The 25,453-nt window shown below is 71.7% G+C and carries 22 protein-coding genes; 14 read left to right on the forward strand and 8 right to left on the reverse strand.

What is annotated here, in order from left to right; all coding sequences use genetic code 11:
• Positions 1 to 47 precede the first annotated feature (47 nt).
• Positions 48 to 1,622: a Na+/H+ antiporter gene (locus OIE67_RS08505; RefSeq protein WP_326638315.1), complete on the forward strand. Its 1,575-nt coding sequence runs from the start codon at positions 48 to 50 to the stop codon at positions 1,620 to 1,622.
• A gap of 62 nt (positions 1,623 to 1,684) precedes the next feature.
• On the opposite strand, the gene OIE67_RS08510 is transcribed toward OIE67_RS08505, so the two are convergent.
• A complete protein-coding gene (locus OIE67_RS08510) occupies positions 1,685 to 1,942 on the reverse strand; it encodes a UBP-type zinc finger domain-containing protein (protein WP_326638317.1) in 258 nt (85 codons plus the stop codon).
• A gap of 127 nt (positions 1,943 to 2,069) precedes the next feature.
• Between OIE67_RS08510 and OIE67_RS08515 the strand changes: the two genes are divergently transcribed.
• From OIE67_RS08515 to OIE67_RS08540, 6 genes are read left to right on the forward strand one after another with little or no spacing between them, the layout of a single operon-like run.
• On the forward strand, positions 2,070 to 2,831 hold the full coding sequence (locus OIE67_RS08515) for an ABC transporter ATP-binding protein (RefSeq protein ID WP_326638319.1): 762 nt from the start codon (positions 2,070 to 2,072) through the stop codon (positions 2,829 to 2,831).
• Positions 2,819 to 3,583: an ABC transporter ATP-binding protein gene (locus OIE67_RS08520; RefSeq protein ID WP_326638321.1), complete on the forward strand. Its 765-nt coding sequence runs from the start codon at positions 2,819 to 2,821 to the stop codon at positions 3,581 to 3,583. Before OIE67_RS08515 ends, OIE67_RS08520 begins: the two co-directional genes overlap by 13 nt.
• Entirely contained in the window at positions 3,580 to 5,430 is a 1,851-nt protein-coding gene (locus tag OIE67_RS08525; protein WP_326638323.1) for an AMP-dependent synthetase/ligase, read from the forward strand. The genes OIE67_RS08520 and OIE67_RS08525 overlap by 4 nt, the downstream gene beginning before the upstream one ends.
• The gene (locus tag OIE67_RS08530; RefSeq protein ID WP_326638325.1) at positions 5,427 to 6,314 is read left to right on the forward strand and encodes a branched-chain amino acid ABC transporter permease; all 888 of its coding nucleotides are present in this window, start codon (positions 5,427 to 5,429) and stop codon (positions 6,312 to 6,314) included. Before OIE67_RS08525 ends, OIE67_RS08530 begins: the two co-directional genes overlap by 4 nt.
• On the forward strand, positions 6,311 to 7,477 hold the full coding sequence (locus OIE67_RS08535) for a branched-chain amino acid ABC transporter permease (RefSeq protein WP_326638327.1): 1,167 nt from the start codon (positions 6,311 to 6,313) through the stop codon (positions 7,475 to 7,477). Before OIE67_RS08530 ends, OIE67_RS08535 begins: the two co-directional genes overlap by 4 nt.
• A 16-nt stretch (positions 7,478 to 7,493) precedes the next feature.
• Positions 7,494 to 8,783 carry an ABC transporter substrate-binding protein gene (locus OIE67_RS08540; protein ID WP_106234375.1) on the forward strand — a complete coding sequence of 430 codons (1,290 nt, stop codon included), beginning with the start codon at positions 7,494 to 7,496 and terminating at the stop codon, positions 8,781 to 8,783.
• A 32-nt stretch (positions 8,784 to 8,815) separates the two neighbouring features.
• Here OIE67_RS08540 and OIE67_RS08545 read toward each other — a convergent pair whose 3' ends face one another.
• The 5 genes from OIE67_RS08545 to bla all read right to left on the reverse strand — a co-directional run bounded on the left by OIE67_RS08545 (position 8,816) and on the right by bla (position 15,313).
• On the reverse strand, positions 8,816 to 9,766 hold the full coding sequence (locus OIE67_RS08545; RefSeq protein ID WP_326638331.1) for a D-alanyl-D-alanine carboxypeptidase family protein: 951 nt from the start codon (positions 9,764 to 9,766) through the stop codon (positions 8,816 to 8,818).
• 70 nt (positions 9,767 to 9,836) lie between these two features.
• A complete protein-coding gene (locus OIE67_RS08550; RefSeq protein ID WP_326638333.1) occupies positions 9,837 to 11,336 on the reverse strand; it encodes a sensor histidine kinase in 1,500 nt (499 codons plus the stop codon).
• On the reverse strand, positions 11,333 to 12,004 hold the full coding sequence (cseB, locus tag OIE67_RS08555) for a two-component system response regulator CseB (RefSeq protein ID WP_326638335.1): 672 nt from the start codon (positions 12,002 to 12,004) through the stop codon (positions 11,333 to 11,335). Before cseB ends, OIE67_RS08550 begins: the two co-directional genes overlap by 4 nt.
• 163 nt (positions 12,005 to 12,167) lie before the next feature.
• Positions 12,168 to 14,372, reverse strand: a complete 2,205-nt coding sequence (locus tag OIE67_RS08560) for a transglycosylase domain-containing protein (protein WP_326638337.1) — start codon at positions 14,370 to 14,372, stop codon at positions 12,168 to 12,170.
• On the reverse strand, positions 14,372 to 15,313 hold the full coding sequence (gene bla, locus OIE67_RS08565) for a class A beta-lactamase (protein WP_326638339.1): 942 nt from the start codon (positions 15,311 to 15,313) through the stop codon (positions 14,372 to 14,374). The genes OIE67_RS08560 and bla overlap by 1 nt, the downstream gene beginning before the upstream one ends.
• Positions 15,314 to 15,549: 236 nt before the next feature.
• Here bla and OIE67_RS08570 point away from each other — a divergent pair, with 236 nt between their 5' ends.
• From OIE67_RS08570 to OIE67_RS08590, 5 genes are all read left to right on the forward strand, one after another.
• Positions 15,550 to 16,503 carry an alpha/beta fold hydrolase gene (locus OIE67_RS08570; RefSeq protein ID WP_326638341.1) on the forward strand — a complete coding sequence of 318 codons (954 nt, stop codon included), beginning with the start codon at positions 15,550 to 15,552 and terminating at the stop codon, positions 16,501 to 16,503.
• A 58-nt stretch (positions 16,504 to 16,561) separates the two neighbouring features.
• Positions 16,562 to 16,948: a hypothetical protein gene (locus tag OIE67_RS08575; RefSeq protein ID WP_326638343.1), complete on the forward strand. Its 387-nt coding sequence runs from the start codon at positions 16,562 to 16,564 to the stop codon at positions 16,946 to 16,948.
• Between the two features lie 66 nt (positions 16,949 to 17,014).
• Positions 17,015 to 17,341 (forward strand): YidH family protein, encoded by a 327-nt coding sequence (locus OIE67_RS08580; protein WP_106234383.1) that lies wholly within the window; start codon positions 17,015 to 17,017, stop codon positions 17,339 to 17,341.
• 3 nt (positions 17,342 to 17,344) lie between these two features.
• Positions 17,345 to 17,680, forward strand: a complete 336-nt coding sequence (locus tag OIE67_RS08585; protein WP_326638345.1) for a DUF202 domain-containing protein — start codon at positions 17,345 to 17,347, stop codon at positions 17,678 to 17,680.
• A 55-nt stretch (positions 17,681 to 17,735) separates the two neighbouring features.
• Positions 17,736 to 18,038, forward strand: a complete 303-nt coding sequence (locus OIE67_RS08590; RefSeq protein WP_326638346.1) for a hypothetical protein — start codon at positions 17,736 to 17,738, stop codon at positions 18,036 to 18,038.
• 104 nt (positions 18,039 to 18,142) lie between these two features.
• Here OIE67_RS08590 and OIE67_RS08595 read toward each other — a convergent pair whose 3' ends face one another.
• Entirely contained in the window at positions 18,143 to 19,999 is a 1,857-nt protein-coding gene (locus OIE67_RS08595; protein WP_326638349.1) for an ABC transporter ATP-binding protein, read from the reverse strand.
• The gene (locus tag OIE67_RS08600) at positions 19,996 to 21,720 is read right to left on the reverse strand and encodes an ABC transporter ATP-binding protein (RefSeq protein ID WP_326638351.1); all 1,725 of its coding nucleotides are present in this window, start codon (positions 21,718 to 21,720) and stop codon (positions 19,996 to 19,998) included. The genes OIE67_RS08595 and OIE67_RS08600 overlap by 4 nt, the downstream gene beginning before the upstream one ends.
• A 213-nt stretch (positions 21,721 to 21,933) precedes the next feature.
• On the opposite strand from OIE67_RS08600, the gene OIE67_RS08605 reads away from it, so the two are divergent.
• Together OIE67_RS08605 and OIE67_RS08610 are read left to right on the forward strand one after the other, a co-directional pair.
• Entirely contained in the window at positions 21,934 to 22,407 is a 474-nt protein-coding gene (locus OIE67_RS08605; RefSeq protein WP_326638352.1) for a nucleoside deaminase, read from the forward strand.
• An 84-nt stretch (positions 22,408 to 22,491) separates the two neighbouring features.
• On the forward strand, positions 22,492 to 23,775 hold the full coding sequence (locus OIE67_RS08610) for a sensor histidine kinase (RefSeq protein WP_326638355.1): 1,284 nt from the start codon (positions 22,492 to 22,494) through the stop codon (positions 23,773 to 23,775).
• Positions 23,776 to 25,453: the final 1,678 nt, after the last annotated feature.

Consider the following 25,453-nt stretch of genomic DNA (forward strand, 5'->3'; position numbering starts at 1 on the left):
GCGGGCGGTCCCGACCCCATCGGGCTGGGCGGGGGAGGGGCGCGGCGGTGACACCGATCATGGGCCTGCAACTGCTGCTGGTGGCCGCCGGCGCCATCGCCGTGGCGGCCGTCGCCAGGCGCAGGGGCTGGCCGGCCCCGCTGCTGCTGGTGGCCGCGGGGCTGCTGGTCTCGCCCATGGTGCCGGAGGTGCCGCTGGAGCCGGAGCTGGTGCTCTACGTGTTCCTGCCGCCGCTGCTCTACTCCGCCGCGCTCGACAGCTCCTACCTGCGCCTGCGTGACGTCAGGCAGGCCGTGGGGCTGCTGTCGGTCGGGCTGGTGCTGTTCACCACGGCCGTGGTCGGGCTGCTGGTCCACCTGATGCTGCCGGACCTGCCGCTGGCGCTGGCGTTCGCGCTCGGCGCCGTCATCGCCCCGCCCGACGCGGTGGCCGCCGTCGCGGTCGGCCGGCGGCTGGGGCTGCCGCGCCGGGCGCTGACGATCCTCATCGGCGAGAGCCTGTTCAACGACGCCACCGCGCTCACCCTCTACCGGGTGGCCATCGGGGCGGCGCTGGGCGGCGCGGTCAGCGTGTGGGAGGGGCTGGGCGAGTTCGTGTTCGCCGCCGCCGGCGGGGTGGTGATCGGGCTGGTGCTGGCGGTCGCGCTGGCGTGGCTGTTCCAGCGCACCCGCGACTCGCTGGTGGAGAACACGCTGATGCTGCTGATCCCGTTCGCCGCCTACCTGGCGGCGGAGTCCGTGCACGCCTCGGGCGTGATCGCGGTCGTGGTCGTCGGCCTCTACCTGGGCAACCGCATGCATCTGCGCGGGTTCGGCACCCGGCTGGTGTCCGACGCGGTGTGGAAGGTCACCGACTTCTTCCTCGAAGCGGTCGTCTTCGCACTCATCGGGCTGCAGCTCGTGACCGTGGTCAAGGGCATCGCCGGCTACGGCCCCTGGGAGGTGGCGGGTTACGCCGCGGCGGTGCTGGCGGTCTCGATCGCGGCCAGGTTCGCCTGGATGTTCGGCCGCACCTTTGTGCTCAAGGTCCTCGGCCGCACCCGGCCGACGGCGGCGGAGACGGTGATCCTCGGCTGGGCGGGCATGCGCGGCGTGGTGTCGCTGGCGGCGGCGTTCGCCATCCCGCCCGAGGTGCCGGCGCGGGACCGGGCGCTGCTGCTGTTCCTGACGTTCACCACGGTGATCGGCACGCTGCTCATCCAGGGCACCACGTTCCCCGCGCTGATCAGGCGGCTGCGTGTGTCCAGCGAGCAGGAGCGCTACGAGGACCGCCTGGCAGAGGCCGCGGCCCAGCAGGCGGCGCTCGAAGCGGGGCTGGCGGAGCTCGACCGGCTGGTCGGCGAGCAGGAGGGCGAGCCCGACCAGATCCAGAAACAGGTCATCGACCAGCTCAGGGAGAAGTCGTGGCGGCGCTCCCTGACGGCGTGGGAACGCCTCGGCGGCGGCACCGGCCCCGGCGGCGCGGAGACGCCGAGCGCGCTCTACCGCCGCCTGCGCCGCGACATGCTGCAGGCCGAGCGCCAGGTCTTCGTCCGGCTGCGCGACGAACGCCGCCTCGACGACGAGGTGCTCAGAGAGGTGATGGCCCAGCTCGACTTCGAAGAGGCCATCCTCGAACGCTGACGCACGCGACCTGAGGACCCGGCCGCCCCGGCCAGGGGCGCGGGCTCAGCCGGCCGGGCGCGTCAGCCCATCTGGCTGTCGACGAAGCACCACCGCCAGTTCTCGCCGCGCTCGTAGGACTGCACGACCGGATGGCCGCTCTCGTGGAAGTGGGCCGTGGCGTGCTTGGCCGGCGAGGAGTCGCAGCACCCGATGTGACCGCACTCCAGGCACCGGCGCAGGTGGACCCACCGGCCGTCATGGGCCAGGCACTCCTCGCACCCGTCGGGCGTCCTGGCGGCGGGGTCGGCGGCCTGGGAAAGATGCTCACAAATTGCCATACCCGAAATCCTAGGACGAGAGTGCCGTTCGAATTTCGGCCGGGGCCCTTGTCGCTCGGCGGGCGAACGTGGACATTGAGCTCAACGGGGGGAGTGACACAGGCCACACAACTCCGAGGAGCCGCGCGTGCTTGAGGTACGCAACCTCGAGGTCGTCTACGACGACGTGATGCTCGTGCTGCGGGGCGTGAGCATCCGCGTCCCCCCGGGCTCCATCGTGGCCCTGCTCGGCGCGAACGGCGCGGGCAAGACCACCCTGCTGCGAGCCCTGTCGGGCCTGCTCGGCGTGCACGACGGCGAGATCACCAAGGGCGCCGTCACGCTGGAGGGCGAGCCCGTCCACCACCTGCGGCCGGCGCAGATCGTCCGCCGCGGGGTGAGCCAGGTGATGGAGGGCCGCCGCATCCTGGCCGAGCTGACCGTCGAGGAGAACCTCAGGGTCGGCGGCCACACCGCCGCGGAGTCCTACCTGGACCGCGTCTACGGCCTCTTCCCGCTGCTGCGCGAGCGGCGCAGGAGCGTGTCGGGCTACCTGTCGGGCGGCGAGCAGCAGATGCTGGCCGTCGGCCGCGCGCTCATGGCGGGCCCCAAGTACCTGCTGCTGGACGAGCCCAGTCTCGGCCTGGCGCCGTCGCTGGTCGGCCAGGTCCGTGACCTCATCGTGGAGATCAACCGCCAGGGCACCACGGTCCTGCTGGTCGAGCAGAACGCCACCATGGCCCTGTCCATCGCCTCCCACGGCTACGTCATGGAGACCGGAAAGATCGTCATGGACAAGCCGGCCGGGGAACTGCTCGCCGACGAGGACATCAAGGAGTTCTACCTGGGGGCCGTCCGGTCCTTCCGCGAGGTCAAGCACTACAGGCGGAGGAAGCGATGGCTCTCCTGACGTTCGAGGACGTGCACCTGAGCTTCGCCGGCGTCAAGGCCGTCGACGGGGTCTCCTTCGAGGTGCGCCAGGCGGAGCTGCTGGCGATCATCGGGCCGAACGGCGCCGGCAAGACCTCGATCTTCAACGTGCTGTCCGGCGTCTACCGGCCGCAGCGCGGCCGGGTCACGTTCCTGGGCGAGGACCTGCTGGCCCGCCGCCCGCACGAGATCGCCGCCATGGGGATGGCCAGGACGTTTCAGAACGTGGAGCTGTTCCACAACCTGACCGTCCTGGACAACCTGATGCTCGGCCGCCACCACCACTTCCGCTACGGCGCGCTGCCGGCCCTGCTCTGGTACGGCCGCGCCCGCCGGGCCGAGCTGGCCGCCCGCGCGAAGGTCGAGGACATCATCGACTTCCTCGAACTGGAGCCGTGGCGCCGCCATCCCGTGCGGCTGCTCCCGTACGGGGTGCAGAAGCGGGTGGAACTGGGCCGCGCGCTGGCGATGGAGCCGAAGCTGCTCCTGCTGGACGAGCCGGTGGCCGGCATGAACCTGGAGGAGACCGAGGACATGGCCAGGTTCGTCATGGACATCCGCGACGAGCTGGGCATCCCCGTCGTGCTCGTGGACCACGACATGGCGCTCGTCATGGACCTGGCCGACCGGGTGCTCGTGCTCGACTTCGGCCGCCAGGTCGCGCTCGGCGCCCCGGCGGAGGTGCAGCGGGACCCGGCGGTCATCGAGGCGTACCTGGGAGGAACGGCATGAGCGTGCGGACCGAGGCCCCGGCCACGGCGACCATCGTCACGAGGGTCCGCGAGCGCGCCACGCGCGATCCCGGGGCCGTCGCCATGCGGCACAAGGACCTCGGCATCTGGCAGGAGGTCAGCTGGGGCGCGTACTGGACGCAGGTGGAGCTGGTCGCGCACGCCCTGCTCGCGCTCGGCGTCGAGCCGGGCGACCGGGTGGCCGTGCACGCGGAGAACCGCCCCGAATGGTTGTACGCCGATCTCGGCACGGTCGCCGTGCGGGCCGTCACGGTCGGCCTCTACCCGACCAACCCGCCCGCCGAGGTCGCCTACCTGCTGGCCGACTCCGGCGCGAAGATCCTCATCGCCGAGGACCAGGAGCAGGTGGACAAGGCGCTGTCCGTCCTCGACGAGTGCCCCGAGCTGCGCCGCGTCGTCTACCTGGAGCCGCGCGGCATCCGCGGGCGCTACGACGACGACGTGCTGATGTCCTGGCCCGAACTGCTCGCCCTCGGGGCCGGGCACCGGGCCGCGCATCCCGGAGCCGTCGCCCGCCGGATGGAGGAGGCCAGGCGGCCGGACGTGATGACGCTCATCTACACCTCCGGCACCACCGGGCCGCCCAAGGGCGTGATGCTGACCGTCGCGAACGTCGAGTTCGCCGTGCGGGTCCTGGTCGAGGGCGGGGGTTTCGCCTCGCCGCCGCCGTCGGAACGCGACCTCATCCTGTCGTACCTGCCGCTGTGCCACGTGGCCGAGCGCGCGTTCACGGTCTGGTTCAACGCGGCGGCCGGCGTGCAGGTGAACTTCGCCGAGTCCATCGACACCGTCCAGTCCAACCTGCGCGAGGTGCAGCCGACGATCCTGTTCGGGGTGCCGCGCATCTGGGAGAAGGTGCTGGCCCAGGTGGACATCAGGCTGGAGTCGGCCTCGCCGGTCAAGCGGGCGCTGACCCGGTTCTGGCTGCGGGTGGCCGACCGCATAGGCGACACGCTGGTCCGCACGGGCGGCCGGCACACGTTCTGGACGCGGGCCGCGTACGGGGCGGGCTGGCTGCTCTGCTACCGCGCGCTGCGCGAGCGGCTCGGCATGCGGCGCGTGCGCTACGCCGCCTCCGGCGCCGCGCCGATCGCGCCCGCCGTGCTCAAGTTCTACATGGGGATCGGCCTGCCCATGCACGAGGTGTACGGCATGAGCGAGAACACCGCCATCGCCACCGCCAACCGCCCCGGGCGGGTCCGCCTGGGCACGGTCGGCGAGCCGCACCCCGGCGCCGAGCTGAAGATCGACGAGGCCACCGGCGAGATCCTGACCAGGCATCCGGGCAACTTCGCCGGCTACTGGCGCAACCCGCGCGCCACGGCCGACGTGCTGGACGAGGACGGCTGGCTGCACACCGGCGACGTGGGCGAATGGACCGAGGGCACGCACGTCAGGATCACCGACCGGATGAAGGACATCATCATCACGGCCGGCGGCAAGAACATCGCGCCGAGCGAGATCGAGAACGCGCTGAAGGCGTCGCCGTACCTGAAGGAGGCCGTGGTCGTGGGGGACCAGCGGCCGTACCTGGTGGCGCTGATCGGGATCGAGGCCGACACGGTGGGGGAGTGGGCACGGCGGCGCGGGCTGCCGTACACGACGTATCGGGATCTGTCGGAGAAGCCGGAGGTGCGCGAGCTCGTCCAGGGGCTCGTCACCGAGGTGAACACCCGCTTCGCCCACGTCGAGCAGATCAAGCGGTTCGCGTTCCTGCCGAAGGAGCTCGACCACGAGGACGGTGAGCTGACCGCCACCCAGAAGGTCAAGCGCTCGGCCGTGGCCAAGCTCTTCGAGGACCTGGTCGAAGGGATGTACGCCCGGTGAAGGGCCTGCTGGAGACGGTGATCAGGGGCCTCGGGAACGGGTCGGTGTACGCGCTGCTCGCGCTCGGCTTCGTGATCATCTACAAGGCCACCCGGGTGATCAGCTTCGCCCAGCCCGCCCTCATGCTGGCCGGCGCCGTCGCCGTCAGCTACCTGGCCGGAGTGACCGGCTTCTACCTGGCCGTGCTGCTGTCGGCGCTGCTCATCGCCGGCGTCGCGCTGGCGATCGAACGGGTGGCGATCAGGCCGATGGTGGGCCGGCCGGTCTTCGTCGTGGCGATCATCACGCTCGGCATCGACGTGGTCGTGCGGGTGGTGGTGAACGGCTTCATCGGCAGGGACGTGCGCCAGGTCGGCGACCCGTGGGGGTTCACCCAGGTGTCGCTCGGGCCGCTGGTCGTGCAGTCGCGCTGGCTGGCCATGCTGCTGGTCACCGCCGTGCTGGTGACGCTGCTGTTCGCCTTCTTCCGCCACACCCGGTACGGGCTGGCGATGCGGGCGGCGGCCTTCGACCAGGAGACCGCGCTGGCGCAGGGCGTCTCCGTGGGCGCGGTCTTCGCGCTGTCGTGGGGCCTCGCCGGCTTCCTGGCCGCGATCGCCGGCATGTTCGTCGGCACCGGCCAGGGGATCGAGCAGATGACCTGGGTGATCGCGCTGAAGGCGCTGCCGGCGATCATCGTGGGCGGGCTCGACTCGCTCGGCGGCGCGGTGGCCGGCGGGCTGGTCGTCGGGGTGGTGGAGTCGCTGTTCCAGTCCTACCAGGGGGAGTTCGCGCCCTGGCTGGGGCAGAACTTCGCGATCGTGTCGCCGTACGTGGTGATGCTGATCGTCCTGCTGGTGAAACCGTACGGGCTGTTCGGGACCCGGGAGGTCGAGCGGGTATGACCGAGACGCGTGAAGAGGCCGCACCCGTCGCGCCCGACATACCGACCGGCCGGTCTCGGCGGGTGCGCGGCCGGCCGCTGCTCTACACCTCCTACGCCCAGGACATGGCGCTGCTCGACACCCCCGCCAAGCGGCTGTGGACGCTGCTGCTGGTGGCGCTGGCGTTCGGGCTGTCGGTGCTGCTGCAGGACCGGTCGCTGGAGGTGCTGGCCGGGGCGTACGTGCTGGCCATCGGCGCGATCGGGCTCAACATCGTCACCGGGTACGCCGGTCAGGTCTCGCTCGGGCACGCCTTCTTCGTGGCCATCGGCGCCTACACCGCCGCCGCGCTCTCCGGCCCCGTGGACGGCGAGAACATCGGCTTCGGCATCGCGGAGGTGTGGCTCTGGCTGCCCGCCGCCGGCCTGGTCGCCGCCGCGGCCGGGGTGCTGGTGGCGCCGCTGGCCGGCCGGCTGCGCGGGCTCTACCTGGCCGTCGTCACGCTCGGGCTGGTCTTCCTCGGCGAGCACGTCTTCAAGGAGTGGAAGGAGCTGACCGGCGGTCCCGGCGTCGGCCGGGAGGCGGCGGTGCCCGAGCTGTTCGGCGTCCGCCTCGACCAGGACGGGCCCTTCGGCACCAAGGAGCAGGTCCTCTACACGCTCATGCTGGCGCTGCTGATCGTCTTCGCCGTGGCCGCCCGCAACCTGGCCCGCTCGCGCGTCGGCCGCGCCTTCGCCGCCATCCGCGACCGCGACATCGCGGCCGCGGTGATCGGGGTGCCGCTGACCCGGTACAAGGTGCTCGCCTTCGGCATCTCCTCCTTCTACGCGGGCTGCGCGGGCGGCCTGCTCTACACGATCTCCGGCTACGTCGAGCCGGGGTCGTTCAACCTGCTGCTGTCGGTGCAGTTCATCGCGATGGTGCTGATCGGCGGCGTGGCGACGGTGTCGGGAGCCATCGCGGGCGCCCTGTTCATCTCGCTGCTGCAGCCGGTCACCAGGTCGCTGCCCGCGCTGGTCCCGTTCATCAGCGGCGACACCACGCAGACGCCGAACGTGTTCCAGGTCGAGACCGTCCTGTACGGGCTGCTGATCGTGCTGTTCCTCATCTTCGAGCCCCGGGGCCTGTTCGGCCTGTGGATCCGGGTCCGCAACTACTGGAAGTCCTGGCCTTTCTCGTACTGATCAGAAGGGATTCCCGATGAAGAGTCGCTATGCGCTGGTGAGCATCGCCATAGTGGCCCTTCTGTCCGCGTGCGGCGTCATCCGGGGGGACGACGAGGGCAGCAAGGGCGGCGCCCAGGCTCCGGGCGTCACCACCGAACCGTGCCCGTCCGCGGTCGACACCAAGAAGGGCTGCATCTACCTCGGCACGGTCTCCGACCTCACCTCCGGCCCCTTCGCCGCGCTGGCCGTGCCGATCACCGACGCCCAGAAGGCGTTCTGGGCCCGGGTCAACAAGGCGGGCGGCATCGGCGGCCGGTACGAGGTGGACGTCACCAAGTACGTCAAGGACAACAAGTACAACCCGGAGGTGCACCGGCAGGTCTACAACGAGATCAAGGACCAGGTGCTGGGCCTGGCCCAGACGCTCGGCTCGCCCACCACGGCCGCCATCATCGGCGACCTCAAGGCGAACTCCATCGTGGCCGCCCCCGCCTCATGGACCTCGGCCTGGGAGTTCGAGGACGTCATCATCGAGACCGGCTCCAACTACTGCGTGGAGGCGATGAACTCGGTGGACTACGCGGTGGAGACCTACAAACCGAAGTCGGTCATGGCCGTGCACCTGGCCGGCGACTACGGCGCGGACGCCGCGGCCGGCGCCAAGGTGGCCGCCGAGCGCAACAAGCTGACGTTCACCAACGTCGAGACGCCGTCGGGCGCGACCGAGCAGGGCCGGGCCATCACGGAGATCACCAAGAACAAGCCCGACCTGGTCATCCTGACCACCGGCCCGGCGGACGCCGCCACGATCGTCGGCCAGACGGCGGCGGCCGGCTACAAGGGCCGCTTCATCGGCACCGGCCCCACCTGGAACCCCGCGCTCCTCCAGTCGCCGGCCGCCCCCGCGCTGAAGGCCCTGTACGAGCAGTCGGCCCCCGGCAAGCCCTGGGACGCCGACACCCCCGGCCACAAGGCGATGCGCGAGGCCCTGCCGGGCGTGACCCCGAACGACGGCTACACCTCGGGGTGGGCGTGGGCGTACCCGATGAAGGCCGCCCTGGACAAGATGGTGAGCGGCGGGGACGTCAGCAGGAAGGGGCTGCTCGCCGCGGTGAAGACGCTGACCAGCGTGGACTACGAGGGCATGCTGCCGCCGGAGGCGGGGAACTACGCCGACGCCAGCGGCGCCTCCGTGTTCCGGCAGACGCTGATCAACAAGGTGGACGACAAGGCGACGACCGGGGTGACGATCGCCAAGGACTTCTTCGTCGGGCCGACGGCGCAGGCGTACACGTTCGACGGTCCCTGCTACACCAAGCTGTAGCCGACCGGCGGCCGGCTATACCGGCGGCGCGCTCACCCGCGAGGCGGGTGGGCCGTCGCCGCGCCCGCCCCCGCGTCGGGGCGGGTCGCCGTCGTGCTGAGCAGCCAGTGCTCGACCGCCGCGCTCATCCTCGCCCCCGCCTCCAGCGCGGCCGCCTTGCCGGTGACCGGGTCGCTGCCGGCCGCCTGGCCCAGGATCACGCCCAGCACCAGGCGGCCGCGCACCCGGGACGCCCACATCAGGTTGCCGCCCGCGGCCGTGCCGGAGCCGGTCTTGATGCCGACGACGCCGTGCCGGTTCAGCAGCGTGTTCGTGTTGGACAACCTCCTGACGTCGCCCGGCACGGCGGTGTCGCCCCGCGCCACCATCGCGCGGAACACCGGGTCGCGCATCGCCGCCTTCGCCAGCACGAGCTGGTCGGCGGCGGTGCTGACGGTGCTGTCCTCGTTGCCGCTGGCCCCCGTGTACGTGGTGGCGGCCATGCCCAGGCGGCGGGCGGCGGCGTTCATCCGCGTGGCGAAACGCTCCTCCGAACCGGCGTCCCAGCGGGCCAGCAGGCGGGCCACGTTGTTGCCCGACGGCACCAGCATCAGCTCCAGCAGGCGGCGCAGCCGGATCCGCCGGCCCTCCAGGAGCGGCACGGTGGACTCCAGCCCCGAGTACGACTCGTCGGCGGCGGTCCGGTCCACCTCGATCAGCGGACCGTCCTCGCCGGGCCGCAGCGGGTGCCGGCGCAGGATCACGTACGCGGTCATGACCTTCGTCACGCTGGCGATCGGCACCGGCTCCGCCTCGCCGCTGACGCCCAGGCTGCCCAGCCCCTCCACCTCGACCGCCACCTGCCCCTCGCCCGGCCACGGCAGGGGCACGCCGGTGACGGTGGCCCCGGCGACGCTCGGCGCGGCCGCGCAGCCGGACAGGCCGCTCACCGCGAGCAGGACGACGGTCAGGACCGGCAGAAGGAACCTGGAGGAACGTGACATGGCGGCCATGCTGCGCCGCCGATGTGTTCGTCCCGTCGTGACCGTGTCTCCGCGGTGGCTTGATCGTGTATCAACCCTGTATCAGCACGTCCTGATCCCGGCGGCGGGGAAGGCGGAGGGTGGCGAGCGCGCCGCCTTCCTCGGCGTTGGCCAGGGTCAGCTCCGCGCCGATGACGCCGGCCTGGCCCAGCGCGATCGTGAGCCCGAGACCGTGGCCCCGGCCGCGTTCCGCGGCGCCGGTGCGGAAGCGGCGCGGGCCCTCGGCCAGCAGCTCCGGCGGGTAACCCGGGCCGTGGTCGCGGATCTCGACCAGGTGGTCCCTTACGGTGATCAGCACCGGGGGCTCGCCGTGGCGCCGGGCGTTCAGCACGAGGTTGGCCACGATCCGGTCCAGGCGGCGCGGATCGGTCTCGGCGACCGGCTCGCCGGCGTCCGGCGTCCGCACCCGTGCCTCGACGCCCACCCGGGCCGCGGACTGCCGGGCCAGCTCGGCCAGCGGCACCCGTACGCGGTCGGCCACCTCGGCGCCCGCGTCCAGCCTGGACACTTCCAGCAGGTCCTCGACCAGGGAACGCAGCAGCCGGACGCGGTCGCGTACCAGCTCGGTCGCCTCGCCCTCCTCCAGCAGCTCGACGGCGGCGACCAGGCCCATGAGCGGGGTGCGCAGGTCGTGCGCGACGTCGGCGGTGAACCGCTGCTCGACCAGCAACCGGTGCTGCAGGCTCGCCGCCATCGAGTCCACGGCGACGGCGATGTCGGCGATCTCGTCCCGCCGGCCGCGCCCCTTCTTCGCCGCGGTCCCGCCCTGGTGACCGGGGTCCGCGATGCGGCGGGCGGTGTCGGCGACCCGGCGGAGCCGCCGGTTGGCCGGTTCGGCCAGGAGCGCCGAGAGCGGTACCACCACGGCTAGTGCGGTGAGTGCGGCCAGCACCATGGCGCGGTCGAGCGCGCGCAGGCTCGCGAGGTCCGAGCTCATGTCGATCTTGGACGTGGCCACGAACCCGCCGCGCATCCGCTGCGCCGCCCACATCCACGGCTGGTCCGGCTTCTGGTCGTCGTACCAGGTGACGGCGGACCCGTCGGGCGACCCGTCGGGCGACCCGTCGGGCGATCCGGCCGGCGATCCGGCCGGCGATCCGGCGGGGGACCCGAGGGGCGATTCGGCGGACGACGCAGCGGGCCGTTCCGTGGGTGACGCGGCGGGCGACGCGATGGACGACGCGGTGCGCGATTCGGCGGGCAATTCAGCGGGTGATTTGGTGGGCGACTCGGTGGGCAGCCGTGCGCGCAGGGCCGTGGGCAGGTCGGCCGGATCCTTGATCCAGTCGGTCCACGGGGTGGGCGGTTCGGGAGCGGTGCCCGCCCGGTACCGGTCCGCGACCGTGGCCGCCTCCGTCAACGCCCGCGCTTCGCCCAGCCGCATCGTGCGTTCCAGCGTCGTCCGGTGCACCAGCACCCCGACCACGGCGGCGACGGCGCAGCAGGCCAGCGTGATCAGCGCCGCCACCTTCCACCGCAACGACCCCGGCAACGACCCCGGTCTCACGGCCCGCACGGCTCGCCGTCTCATGGCTTGCGCAGCTTGTAGCCGAATCCGCGCACGGTCTCGATCAGGTCGGCGCCGATCTTCTTGCGCAGCCGCTGGACGCACAGGTCCACGACGCGGCTGTCACCGTCCCAGCCGTAGTCCCACACCTCGCGCAGCAGCGTGGCCCGCTCCAGCACGATGCCCGGATGCGCGGCGAACTCCAGCAGCAGCCGCATCTCGGTCGGGGCCAGCTCGACCGGCCGCCCGCCGAGCCGCACCTCCAGCGCGGCCGGATCCACGCTCAGCTCGCCGAACCTCAGCACACCGGACGGGGACGGCTCCGCCGGGGCGCCGACGCGGCGCAGCACCGACCTGATCCGGGCCACCAGCACCGGGATGTCGACCGGTTTGACCACATAGTCGTCGGCCCCCGCCTCCAGCCCGGACACCACGTCGAGGGAGTCGCCCCGCGCCGACATCATCAGGATCGGCACCTGGCTGGACTCCCTGACCCGGCGGCACAGGCTGATGCCGTCCAGCTCGGGCAGCATCACGTCGAGCACGAGCAGATCGTGCCCGCCGTGCCGGAACGCCTCCAGCCCGCTCAGCCCGTCGGCGGCGGTGTCGAGCCGGTAGCCGTAGCGTCCGAGTGCCAGGGAGACGGTCTTGCGGATGACGTCGTCGTCCTCGACGAGCAGGATGAAGGTCACGCTGTACGATACGCGCCCCGCACGACACCCGCTCAGGAGCACCGGTCCGGAGCGGACCGATCGCCCGCCCCGGCACGAGTGGCCCGCTGGCCGCGTCGATCGCAGGCCCTGACGCGAGCGGCCCGGCCGGGTCGGCCGCCCCGTCCCGGCACGGCGGTCCCGGTCAGTCGAGGAGGTCGCCCGGGTCGAGGGTCACCTCCGGGGTCTCCGCCGCGGGGGCCGTCGTCTCCGTGACGGGGCTGCCCGTGGCGGGCGTCTCGGGGATCCCGGTGGCGGTCGGTTCCGGGTCCTTCTCCTCCGGGCGGCAGTTCTCGGCGCAGCCGCCGAAGCGGGCCGTGTCCACCGGGGTGAACGCCGTGGGAGGCACCCCGCGCAGCGCCGACAGCATCGTGTCCCGCCAGATCGGGCCGGGGATGCTCGCCCCCTGCACCGACCCGTAGTACCGGCCGCCGATCGTCACCCCGGTCAGCTTGTAGCGCTGCGAGCCCCGGGGATCGCCGAGGCTGACCGCGCCGGCCAGGTCGGGGGTGAAGCCGGCGAACCAGGCCGAGGCGTAGTCGTCCGTGGTGCCCGTCTTGCCGGCCGCGTCCCGGCCCAGGCCGCCGACCCCGCGCATGGTGCCCTTGGTGAACACGCCCGACAGGACCTCGGCGGTGGCGTCCGCGACGGCCGGGTCGAGGGCCTGGCGGCACTTGGGCCGGTAGCGGGTGTTCTCGCCGTCGCGGCCGGTGATCCGGGTGACGGCCATGGGCGCGCAGTACTCGCCCCTGGCCGCGATGGCCGCGTACGCGGTCGCGATGGTGACCGGGTCGCTCTCGTTGATGCCGAGCGTGAACGTCTCGTACTCCTGCAGCTTCTTCCCGTCGGCCCGCCGCACGCCGAGGGACTTGGCCGTCTTGACCGTGTCGCAGAGGCCGACCCGCTCCTCCAGTTCCATGAAGAACGTGTTCACCGAGTTCCAGGTGCCGCTGCGCAGCGTCTTCCAGCCGGGGGAGCCCTCGTCGTTGGTGACGGTGTGGCCGGGGTCGCCGATGCTCTGGCCGGCGCAGTTCTTGAACGTCGCGTACGACGGCGCCCGGTAGCCCGCCCCCGCGGCCAGCCCGTCGTCCAGCTTCATGCCCTGCTTCAGCGCGGTGATCAGGGTGAACGTCTTCATCGTCGAGCCCGGCTGGAACCCGATGCCGCCGCCGTGCGCGGTGTCGGCGACCACGTTGTACGAGATCTCGTTCCTGGCCGCCTTCGTCCCGTACCGCCGGCTGGCGGCCATCGCCCTGATCGCCCCCGTACCGGGCTGGACCAGGGCCTGGGCCGCCACGGGCGCGTCCGAGGGGTGCACGTAGCGGGCGACGGCCCGCTCGGCGGCGGCCTGCATGCCGGGGTCGAGCGTGGTCGTGATGGTCAGGCCGCCGCGGTTGAGCCTGGCCAGCCGGGCCTTCGCGGTGGGGCCGAAGTCGGGATTGTTGAGGACCTCCTGGCGTACATAGAGGCAGAAATAGGGATATTTGCTGGATTCGCAGCCGCCGGGTAGGCGGGTGCCCTTGTACCCCAGCTTGGCGGCCTTGGCCCGGTCCGCCTGATCCGCGGTGATCTCGCCCAGCTCGGCCATCCGGTCCAGGACGACGTTGCGGCGCTTGAGCAGGCGGTCGCGCTGCGCCCGGCCCAGGTTGGGGTCCGTGGCGTTCGGGTCCTGGACGGCGCCGGCCAGCGTCGCCGCCTGCGGCAGGGTCAGGTCGGCCGCGTGCGTGCCGAAGAAACGCTTGGCCGCCGCCTCCACCCCGTACGCGCTGGCACCGAAGTACGCGATGTTCAGATATTTCTCAAGAATCTGGTCCTTGGTGTACTTCTCCTCGATGCCCATCGCGTACCGCAGCTCGTTCAGCTTGCGCGCGTAACTCGCCTCCAGGGCCGCGTGGCGATCCTCGTCCGTGGTGGCCGCGTTGAACAGCACCTGCTTGACGTACTGCTGGGTGATGCTGGACCCGCCCTGGCTCACCCCGCCGGAGCGCAGGTTCGTGGCGAGCGCGCGCAGCGTGCCCTCGATGTCGATCGCCCCGTGCTGGTAGAAGCGGAAGTCCTCGATCGACACGATCGCCGTCTTCATCTCCGGCGAGATCTCGTCGAAGCCGACGACCTCGCGGTACTCCTCGTAGAACCGGGCGATCTCACCGCCCATGGCGTCCCGCACGATCGTCACCTCGGCCGGCGGCGGCTCGGTCAGGTCGGCGGGCGCGAGGTTCACCTCCTCGGCCGCGGCCACGAACCCGGCGCCCGCGCCCCCGACGGCCGGGATCGCGATGGCGGCCACCAGCACGCCGGCCGCGGCCCCCGCCGCGGCCAGGCGGGCGATCTTCGTCCCCCGTCGCCACATCAGAGCCTGCCGAGCCCGCGGGCGAGGATGGTGGCGGCACGCGCGATGGCCGCGTCGTTCGTGACGGCGCCGGAGCCCTCGCGGTTGGTGTAGACGGCCAGGATGATCGGAGCGGCCTTGCGGCCGGCCGGCCAGGCGACGGCGATGTCGTTGCCCGCGCCGATCTCGGTGTTCGTGCCGGTCTTGTCGCCGACCGTCCAGCTCTTCGGCAGGCCGGCGCGGATGCGGGCGCCGCCGGTCTCGGTCGCGATCAGCCAGCCGTTGAGCCGCTCGCGGTCCTTGGCGCTCAGCGCGCCGCCGGTCGTGACCGCGCGCAGGTCGCGGGCGATGGCGGCGGGCGTGGTGGTGTCGCGCCTGTCCTTGGGCGCCCAGTCGTTGAGCTCGGTCTCCCAGCGGTCGAGGCGGGAGACCGGGTCCTTGAGCGTACGGAAGTACCGCGTCAGCCCGGCGGGCCCGCCGATCTGCTTGAGCACCATGTTGCCCGCGGTGTTGTCGCTCAGGGTGATCGCCGCCCGGCACAGCTTGGCGACCGTCAGGCCGTCCTTGACGTGCTTCTCCGTGGTCGGCGAGTTGGGCTTGAGGTCCGCGGCGGTCCACTTGACCACCTTGTCCATCAGGCCGGGCTCGCTGGTGCGGGCCCGGTGCAGCGCCGCCGCGCAGGCCATCGCCTTGAACGTGGACAGCAGCGGGAAACGCTCGCCCGACCGGTAGGCCAGGGTCCTGCCGCCGGCGGTGTCGATGGCGTACGCGCCGATGCGGCCCTTGAACGACGCTTCGAGCGCCCGCAACTCCTTCTTGACCTGAGCTTCGCCCGACAGGGCCACCCGCGCGGCGGGCGCCGTCGCGGCCGTGGCCGGGGCGGCGGTGAGGGCGGCGCCCGCCAGGAGGGAGACCGTCAGCGCGGTCGCCCGCAGGGCGGCGGGGCAGCGGAGGTTGCGCATGCGTAGTCCTTGCTTTCGTCGATCGGGGTCCGGAGGGCAGGAGCAAAGCAGATGCGCTCGGCCGATGTCTAATAGCGATATCGCGAAAGAACTCATATCGGATCCGGAATGACCGCAGGTCAACCTGGATCAGCGGACTTCTTTGCCGTAACGGCAACGGGATTCGCTCCGTCCGCCGGGATCGCGCCATAGTGCCTGGTGCCGCGGTGCGGCGGGGAGAGGCAAGGAGAGGTGAGATGTCCGAGATCACGCATCGGCTCGTCGAGGTGCCGGGAGGCCGGATCCACGTGGCCGAGCAGGGCAGCGGCCCGCTGGTGCTGCTGGTGCACGGCTTCCCCGAGTCGTGGTACTCCTGGCGTCACCAGCTCCCCGCGCTCGCCGCGGCCGGGTTCCGGGCGGCGGCCGTCGACGTGCGCGGCTACGGCCGCTCGTCGAAGCCGGCCGGCGTCGCCGACTACCGGATGCTGGCCTGCGTCGCCGACAACGCCGCTGTCGTCCGGGCGCTGGGCGAGCGCTCCGCGGTGATCGTCGGGCACGACTGGGGCTCGCCGATCGCGGCGAACTCCGCGCTGCTGCGGCCCGACCTCTTCCGCGCGGTCGGCCTGCTGAGCGTCCCGTACGCGCCGCGCGGCCCGCACCGTCCCACCGACGGGTTCGCCAGGATGGGCGGCGAGGAGGAGTTCTACGTCAGCTACTTCCAGACACCCGGGCGGGCCGAGGCCGAGATCGAGCCCGACGTGCGCGGCTGGCTGGCCGGCTGTTACGCCAGCCTGTCGGGCGACACGATGGGGGAGAGCGCCTGGCTGGTCCGGCCCGGCGGGCGGCTGCGCGACCGTTTCCCCGAGGGTGTCAGGCCGGCCTGGCTCACCGAGGCCGACCTCGACGTCTACGCGGGGGAGTTCGAGCGTACGGGCCTGACCGGGGCGCTCAACCGCTACCGCAACATGGACCGCGACTGGGAGGACCTGGCCGCGTGGGACGGCGCGGCCATCACCCAGCCCGCGCTGTTCGTCGGCGGGGAGCTCGACCCCACCACGTCCTGGATGGGCCGCGCCGTCGAGGCCCTGCCCAGGACGCTGCCGGGCCTGGCCGGCGCGCACCTCCTCGACGGCTGCGGCCACTGGGTGCAGCAGGAACGCCCGGACGAGGTCAACCGGCTCCTCACCGGATGGCTACGGTCGCTGTCGTGAGCCGATCGTGCACGGTGCGTGCACAGCACGGGGCCGTACTCTTGGGTAGGGTCGAGTCATGCCTCACTTCGGACGCCGGTTCGTGCCCCTGGCCCTCTTCGCCTCGTGTGTTCTCGCCGCCGGTTGCAGCGAGGTCAACAGCACCATCGACAAGGCCCAGGCCTGCCTGGAGGCTCCCAAGATCGTCACCGATCTCATCGCGGAGGTCTCCAAGCTGACCAACGACCCGCAGGCCCTGGACAAGGCCCTGGACGACGCGGCGACCAAGCTCAACGGCGTCGCCGACGAGGCCGCCAACACCACGATCAAGGAAGCCTCCGACAATCTGGCCACCACGCTGACCGGCATCACCGTCAAGGACGCCAACGACGCCGTCGAGGCGGTGCAGAAGGTCGGCACCGACGGGGCCGCGTACGTGGAGAAGATCGCCCAAGCCTGCAGCTGACCCGGCCGCCGCTGGGGAGAATCCCGCCTTCTCTAGGGGAAATGGTGACGAATTACCGTTTTTCCTATGGAACCCGACCCGCGTTTCACCTTGGCCAACGAACGCACCTTCCTCACCTGGCTGAGCACGGCGCTGGCGCTCAGCGCGGGCGGGGTGGCCATGGCGGCGCTGCCTCCCGACGTGTTCGTCCCGTGGATCCGCACGGCGCTGGCCGTCGTGCTGGTCACCCTCTCCGCGCTGGCGGCGGGCATGGCCTACCCCCGCTGGCGCAACATCCAGCGCGCGCTGCGCCAGCAGGCGCCGCTGCCTCCGCCCGCGCTCGCGGCCGTCTTCGGCTACGGCGTCGCGGCCGTGGCCGTGGTCGCCCTGGTCCTCATCATCGCCTCCATCTGACCGATGCCGGGAAGTGAGGAGATCTGGGACGAGGGCCTGCAGAGCGAGCGCACCCGGCTGGCCTGGGTGCGTACGGCCGTGGCCCTGTCCACCGGCGGCCTGGCGGCGACCGGGCTGGCCCTGCGGCACGCCCTGCCCGCGTACGTGATCGCGGGCTTCGCGCTGGCCGCGCTCTGCGGCGGCGTGCTGCTGATCAGGACGCGGGTGCGCTTCCGCCGGGTGCAGGCGGCTTTGCACGCGGGAACGCCGCTGGACGCGGGACTCGACGCGGTCTTCGCCTGGCTCGGCACGCTGAGCGTGGTGGCGGGCGCCGTCGCCTTCGTCGTCAGCGTTCGGTAAGGCCGCTTGCGGGAAGCCGGGAAGGGGGCGGACACTCGAAGCAGGGGGTGACCTCGTGGAAGAAGTACACAGGAACGTGCCTTTCGAGTGCCGCCACTGCTGGCACGTCTGGCATGAGGACTACGTCGTCAGGCACTTCGAGGACGACCACGGAAACGCCGGGGAGATCTGGCTGCGGGCCGGCCTTCCCGCCGCGCCGCCGTCGGCGGGCGTCAGCTGCCCGTCGTGCGGCTGTCAGGACGCCACGATGTTCCCGGACGGCTACCTGTCGCGCCATCCGGAGCTGATCCCACCGGCCGAGCCGGCCGCGCCCGACCCGACGCCGCTGCTCACCCCGGTGCGCAAACCGCTGTACTGACAGCCGCCGGGCGTGCCCGCTCCTGACGGGCACGCCCGCGCGGCCGCTCACGGCGACGCGGGCTCAGGCTCTCCGACCGAGTCCGGCCGCCGCGACGCAGGACGCTAGCTCAGGCTCTCCAGCCAGGCCCGGTGCAGCCCGGCGAAGCGCCCGGAGGCGGCGATGAGCTGGTCGGGCGGGCCGTCCTCGACGATCCGGCCGTGCTCCATCACCAGCACCCGGTCGGCTATCTCCACCGTCGACAGCCGGTGCGCGATGATCAGCGCCGTCCGGTCGGCCAGGATCGTCCGCAGCGCCCGCTGCACCAGCCGCTCGCTCGGCACGTCGAGGCTGGAGGTCGCCTCGTCGAGGATGAGCACCGCCGGATCGGCCAGGAACGCCCTGGCGAACGCGACGAGCTGCCGCTGCCCGGCCGACATGCGGCCGCCGCGCTTGCCCACCTCGGTGTCGTAGCCGTCGGGCAGGCCCGCGATGAACTCGTGGGCGCCGATGGCCTTGGCCGCCTCACGGATCTGGTGGTCGCCGGCGTCGGGGCGGCCGAACCTGATGTTGTCCGCGACCGTACCGCTGAACAGGAAGTTCTCCTGCGTCACCATGACCACGGCCTGACGCAGCGTCGGCTCGTCGAGCGTGCGCAGATCGGCGCCGTCGAGCAGCACGGCGCCCTCGGTCGGGTCGTAGAAGCGGGAGATCAGCTTGGCCAGCGTGGTCTTGCCCGCGCCCGTCGCGCCGACCAGCGCCACGCTCTGACCCGCCGGGATCGTCAGATCGAGGCGGGGCAGGATCGGCATCTCCTTGACGTAGGCGAACTCGACCCCGTCGAAGCGCACCTTGCCGCGCGCCCTGCCCTGCGGCAGCGACGCCGGCTCGCGCGGCTCGGGCACCGAGGGCTCCTCCTCCAGCACGCCCGACAGCTTCTCCAGCGCCGCGCCGGCCGACTGCAGCGTGTTGTAGAACTGGCTGATCTCCTGCATCGGCTCGTAGAACTGGCGCAGGTACAGCAGGAACGCGGCCAGCACGCCGATGTTGACCTCGCCGTGCAGGGCCAGGTAGCCGCCGTAGAGCAGCACGGCGCCGATCGTCATGTTGCCGATCAGCCTGACGCCGGTCATGAACGTCGCGCCGAGGTACATGCTGCGCGCGTTCGCGGCCCGGTAGTCGTCGTTGAGCTGCTTGAAGATCTCCTGGTTGCGCGGCTCCCTGCGGAACGCCTGCACCGCGCGGATGCCGATCATCGACTCCACGAAGTGCACGATCACCAGGGCGACCGCCTCGCGGGTGCGCCGGTAGACGATGGCCGACTGCCGCTGGAACCACTTGGTGAACAGCAGCAGCAGCGGCAGCGGGACCAGCGCCACCAGGCCCAGGTGCACGTCCAGGATGAGCAGCAGCACCGCCGTGCCGACCAGCGTCAGCACCGCCTTGACCAGCGCGTCGAACCCCGACTGCACCAGCTCGGCGATGGCCTCGATGTCGGAGGTCAGCCGGGAGATGACCCGGCCGGAGGTGTAGCCCTCGTGGAAGCTCAGCGACAGCCGCTGGAAGTGGTCGAACACCCTTCTGCGCAGTTCCAGCAGGATGTTCTGGCCGATCGAGCCCATCAGCCCCAGGAACGCCTGCCGGGTGAACGCCTGGATGATCGCGGCGGCCAGGATCACCCCGACCACCGTGACCAGGACCGTGGCGCCCGACCCGGACACGATCGGCGGGATGCCCTCGTCGATCCCCACCGAGACCAGGAACGGGATGGACAGCCCGGCCGCGTTGGAGGTCACGATGATCAGGACGAGCAGCGCGATCTTCTTCCGGTACGGCCGCAGCAGGTCACCGAGCAGCCGCCGCGAGCGCGAGCGCAGCAGCACGGACACCTTGTCCGGCAGCTCGTCCTGATCCTCCGAGGCGACGCCGCGCCAGTCGCCGCTCTTCTCGGGAGCCGTCGTCATGGTGGCGGGGGTGGTCATCGCAGCGCTCCTTCCGAGGCGTCGTCGAAGTCGGCGTCCTGGGCCAGCAGCTCCCGGTATTCGGGCACCTGGGCCAGCAGTTCGCGGTGCTGCCCGACGTGGGTGATGGTGCCGTCGCGCAGCAGCGCGACCTTGTCGGCCAGCAGCACGGTGGAGGCCCGGTGGGCGACCACGATGCCGGTCGCCTCGCGCAGCACGTGCCGCAGCGCCTCCTCCACCAGGGCCTCGGTCTCGGCGTCGAGCGCCGACAGCGTGTCGTCGAGCACGAGGACGCGCGGCTTGCTCAGCACCGCCCTGGCCAGGGCGAGCCGCTGCCGCTGGCCGCCGGACAGCGACAGCCCCTGCTCGCCGATCCGGGTGTCGAGCCCCCACGGCAGGTCGTAGACGAACATGGCCTGCGCGGTCTGGATGGCCTGCGCCAGCTCATCCTCGGTCGCGTCGAGCCGGCCGAGCATGAGGTTCTCGCGCACGCTCATCGAGAACAGCGTGGGCTCCTCGAACGCCGTCGCCACCACCGAGCGCAGCGTCTTCAGGTCGAGGTCGCGTACGTCGTGACCGTCGATCGTGACCCGGCCGGAGGTGGGGTCGATCAGGCGCGGCACCAGCGCGGTCAGGGTGGTCTTGCCCGCCCCGGTCGCGCCCACGATGGCCACGGTCTCGCCCGGCCGCACCTCCAGCCAGACGTCACGCAGCACCGGCTCCTCGGAGTCGGCGAAGCGGAAGCCGACGCCCTCGAAGCGCAGGTGGCCGCGCGGCTCCTCGATGGTGCCGGTGCCGCCCTCGATGGCCGGGACGGTGTCCATCACCTCCATGAGCCGGTCGGCCGAGGTCATCGCCTCCTGGGCCATCGCCAGCAGGTAGCCCAGGCTGGCCACGGGCCAGACGAGCTGCAGCATCAGCGTGGTGAAGGCGACCAGCGCGCCCAGCGTCAGCGCGCCCTCGCCGACCGCCAGCGCGCCGAGCAGCACCACCAGGGCCAGCGTGATGTTGGGGATGATCTCCAGGAAGGAGAAGAATTTGGCCGACAGGCGTACCTTGTCCATCGACGAGCCGTACACCTTGCGGGCGGCGTCGTCGTACCGGTCGTAGACGTGGTGGCGGCGGCCGAACGCCTTGATCGTGCGGATGCCGATCGCGGACTCCTCGACGAGCGTGGCGAGGTCGCCCTGCTCGTCCTGGACCTGGCGGGAGATCCTGATGTAGCGCTTCTCGAAGCGCAGCGACGTCCACACGATCGGCACGACCGAGGCCAGCACCAGCAGCCCGAGCGGCCAGTACTTGTTCAGCAGCAGCACGGTGACCGCGCCGACCTGGAGCACGTTCATGACCAGGAAGAGCATGCCGAAGCCGAGGAAGCGGCGGATCGTCGACAGGTCGGTGGTCGCCCGTGATAACAGCTGCCCGGACTGCCAGTCTCCGTGGAACCCCATGGGCAGGCGCTGCAGGTGCTCGTAGAGGTCGTCGCGGAGTGCGGTCTCCAGGCCGAGCACCGGCCGGACCTGCATGTAGCGCCGGAACAGGATCAGCAGCGCCTCCAGGGCGCCGACGCCGATCGCCAGCAGCCCGAGGGGTAGCAGCCCGCCGGCGTCACCGTGGTGCACGGGCCCGTCGATGACTCTCTCGATGATGAGAGGGAACGCGATGACGGTGGCGATTCCGGCGATCGCCGTCAGCCAGATGATGATCAGTCTGGTGACGTAGGGGCGGAGGTAGGACTTCATCCGCCACAGTGAGTTGGAGGAGAGCAGGGGACGGCGAGGTTTGTGCGTATCGGGAGGCATCCCTTCTAGGCTAATACGTGGGATCAACCGATTTTCTGTGGCCTCACGGTGGGGTTTCCGTATGTGACGTGCGCAAACGTGAAAGATCGTGCACTTCCGGCGGACCGTTACCCGCTCGCGCGGCGGTCGCACTCACGTCTGAGATGGTGAATCATGATCGAGCAATCCGAGCTGCCGCATCTGCGCCGCTGCGTCGAGCTGGCCACCCGGGCCCTGGAGCTGGGCGACGAACCGTTCGGCTCGGTGCTGGTTTCGGGCGACGGCGCCGCCCTGGCCGAGGACCACAACCGGGTGGCGTCGGGAGACCGCACCCGGCATCCGGAGTTCGCGCTCGCCCGCTGGGCGGCCGAGCACCTGACACCCGAGCAGCGGGCCGCGGCCACCGTCTACACCTCGGGCGAGCACTGCCCGATGTGCGCCGCCGCGCACGCCTGGGTCGGGCTGGGCCGCATCGTCTACGCCTCCTCCTCGGTCCAGCTCGACGGCTGGCTGAGCGAGCTGGGCGTGCCCGCCGCGCCCGTCCGCCCGCTGCCGGTCAACGAGGTCGCCCCCGGGGTCGTCGTCGAGGGGCCGGTGCCCGAGCTGGCGGAGGAGGTCCACGAGCTGCACCGCCGCTACCACGAATGACGGTGGGTGTGCGTTTGACCTGCGTTTTGTCATGTAAGTGGCACAGTGTGACGCATGGCGCACTGTCGGTCCATCAGGTGCAGGATGACGATCGCGACGGTGGTCGTGTTCGGCATCCTGCTGCTGAGCGGGGCGTCGGTGATCTCACTCCTGTACCCGTCGCGGGTCAGGGACAGGATCGTCGATCAGGCCGACGAGGCCAGCCGGCGCATCACCACGCTCATCGACGACCGTAAGTTCCCCGGCCCGATCCCGCCGCAGGCCGGTGTGGGCCTGCTGCAGGTCGTCAACCTGGACGGCGAGGTCGTGGCGGCCAGCGCGGGGCTCCAAGGCCGGCCGCCGCTCACCCTGGAGCGGCCCGCGGGCGGCGACTCGCGGGTCAGCTCCCGGGTGTGCCTGCCCGAGGGCTGCCTGGTGGTCGTGGGCACCAGCAACCGCTCCACCGCCTACGGGTCGGTCGTGGCCTACGCCGCGATCCGTGAGCCGTTCCAGCTCGAAGCGTCCTACGTCGCCGCCATCCTCTTCGGCGCCTCCGGCGTGCTCCTGGCACTGATGGGCTGGGGCGCCTGGTACGGCGTCGGCCACGTGCTGGCCCCCGTCGAGCGCATCAGGCGCGGGCTGGAGCGGATCAGCGCCGAGGACCTCAGCCGGCGCATCGAGGTGCCCGGTACCCAGGACGAGGTGGCCGAGCTGGCCACGACCGTCAACGACACGCTGGCCCGGCTGGAGGACGCCGTGGCCAGGCACCGGCGGTTCGTCTCCGACGCCTCGCACGAGCTGCGCACCCCGATCACGGCGCTGATGGTACGGCTGGAGGCCGGACTGGAGGAGCGTACCGGGGAGGACTGGCGGGCCGCGCTGAACGACGTCCGGCGATTGTCCGACATCGTGCAGGACCTGCTGCTGATGGCGCGCCTCGACGCCGGCGCCGACATCCGGCAGGAGCGCGTCGACCTGGGACGGCTGGTCGAGGAGGAGGCCGGGCGCCGTCTCGGCCGGCTGCCGGTCACCCTGAGCCTCGAACCGTGCGTGTTCGTCAGGGGGAACCGGCTGCGGCTGGCCCGGCTGTTCACCAATCTGCTGTCCAACGCCGACCGGTACGGCGACACGCGGGTGCGGGTCTCGGTGTGCCGGCGGGGCGAGGAGGCGCTGCTGGAGGTGTCGGACGACGGGCCGGGCATTCCCGAGCCCTTGCGGGAGACCGTGTTCGAGCGCTTCACCCGGCTGGACACGACCAGGTCACGCGACACCGGGGGGAGCGGGCTCGGCCTGCCCATCGCCCGCGACATCGCCAGGGCCCACGGGGGAGACCTCAGGATCGGGGAAGGACCGGAAACCCGGCTCGTCCTGTGCCTTCCCGCGGACTAGCCGCTCCACCGCCGCCAGCACGTCAGGGCTGGTGTCCGGTCGGTCGCGCAGGACACGCAGGACGTTCTCCAGCCGGTCGGGGCCCCGCCACCAGAGGCAGGCGACGGTGACGATGTGCAGCACGTCGGCGTCGGGCAGATGGCGGGCGTCCACCTCCAACTGCTTCAGCACCCGATCCACGTACTCCCACGTCGGCGGCCGGTCCAGCGCCCGCGCGTAGGCGCGGATGTCGGGGGTGCGGCTCAGCAGGACGGCGAGCAGATCGGCGACGGGGCTGTGGGGGTGGGCGTCGAGGGTTTCGTCGATCTCCGTCAGGTAGGGGAGCAGGTCGACGAAGAGGTGGGCGAGCGTGGTGTCGTCGCGGAAGGCGATCTCGCGCATCCAGGGCACGCGCCTCGACCGCATCCGGTACGGACTCTGAGTCCCTTCACCCTCGCCCGGCCAGGTGAAGAAGGCCAGTTCACGGAGATCGATGACCGGGTCCCGCTCGAACCCGGCCGTCATCATCCTGCTCCTGCCGCTCACGGAGTGGCGGATCCTGACGGTGCGGGTGAGCGAGTCCCACTCCGCCCTGCTGAGCTGCGCGTGCCACAGCCGGGAGATCCGGCGCCACAGCTCGTTCGCCGGCTCGGGCTGGTCGGTGCCGAGCAGGTCCGTGCTCGCGATCGGCTCGTCCGCCGACAGCACGGCGAGCAGCAGCAGGTTGGCGCTGTAGGCGGCGTACCGGACGGTGGCCTCCGCCCGTACCGGCTGGTAGGCGTCGTACGGGGAGCCGGGCCGCTCCATCAGCGAACCGGCGAACAGCTCGCACAGGTGCCGGGTCAGCAGCGCGCGCCGGTCGGGCGGGACGGCCGCCAGGCCGTACCCGAGGAAGTCCACGGTGGGGGCGCGGACGGTGAGGGCCGCGAACGACAGCAGCGCGTGCATGAAGGCGTCGTCCGGACGGGCGGGGCGGCGGCGGGACGTGGCGAACGCGAGCTCCTCCGCCAGGTCGGCCAGCTCCCTGACGACCAGCCGGGCGACCAGGTACTCGCCGAACGTGGCGTGCAGGAACTCGTAGGTCTTGAGCCGCTGGTCGTCGCGGAGCGCCTGGGTGGTGTGCACGAAGAAGAAGCCGCCGATGACGCTCTCGGCCGGGGTCAGCGAACGGCGCAGGCCCTGGCTCTGGGCGGGGGAGGTCTCCTCCGGCAGCAGCGCCCGCAGGTCGGCGTCCAGGTCGGGCTCGGCGACCCACTGCCGGCCCCGGTTGAACATCGCGAACGCGGTGATCGACAGGCGCAGCAGCGCGTCCTCCACGGCCCGTGCCAGCTCCTCGTCCGTGAGGTCCGCCTGCGCCTTGCCGATCTCGCGGGCGGCGAAGCCCTGCAGCAGGCGTTCGTACAACTCGGCCTCGTGCAGGTCCTCGCGCATGAGGCGCAGCGCGTTCGCGTCGGCGTCGTACAGGGCGAGCATGAGCAGCAGCAGGGGCTGCTCGGCGAGGTTGCGCACGGCCAGCACCCGCTCCACGGGCAGGGGCTGGAGGCCGCGCTCGCGGAAGTAGCCGTCGTTGCCGTCGTTCCAGGTGGTGACCCACCGGCGGATCTGGTCGTCGTCGAACGGCTCCAGCCGGATGACGGACGTCTCCGGCGGGATCCGCGCCCGGTCGGCCACCGCCGTCCTGGAGGTGACGACGACCGCC

Source organism: Nonomuraea fuscirosea (assembly GCF_035917475.1).
In the GTDB taxonomy this organism is placed as follows: domain Bacteria; phylum Actinomycetota; class Actinomycetes; order Streptosporangiales; family Streptosporangiaceae; genus Nonomuraea; species Nonomuraea fuscirosea.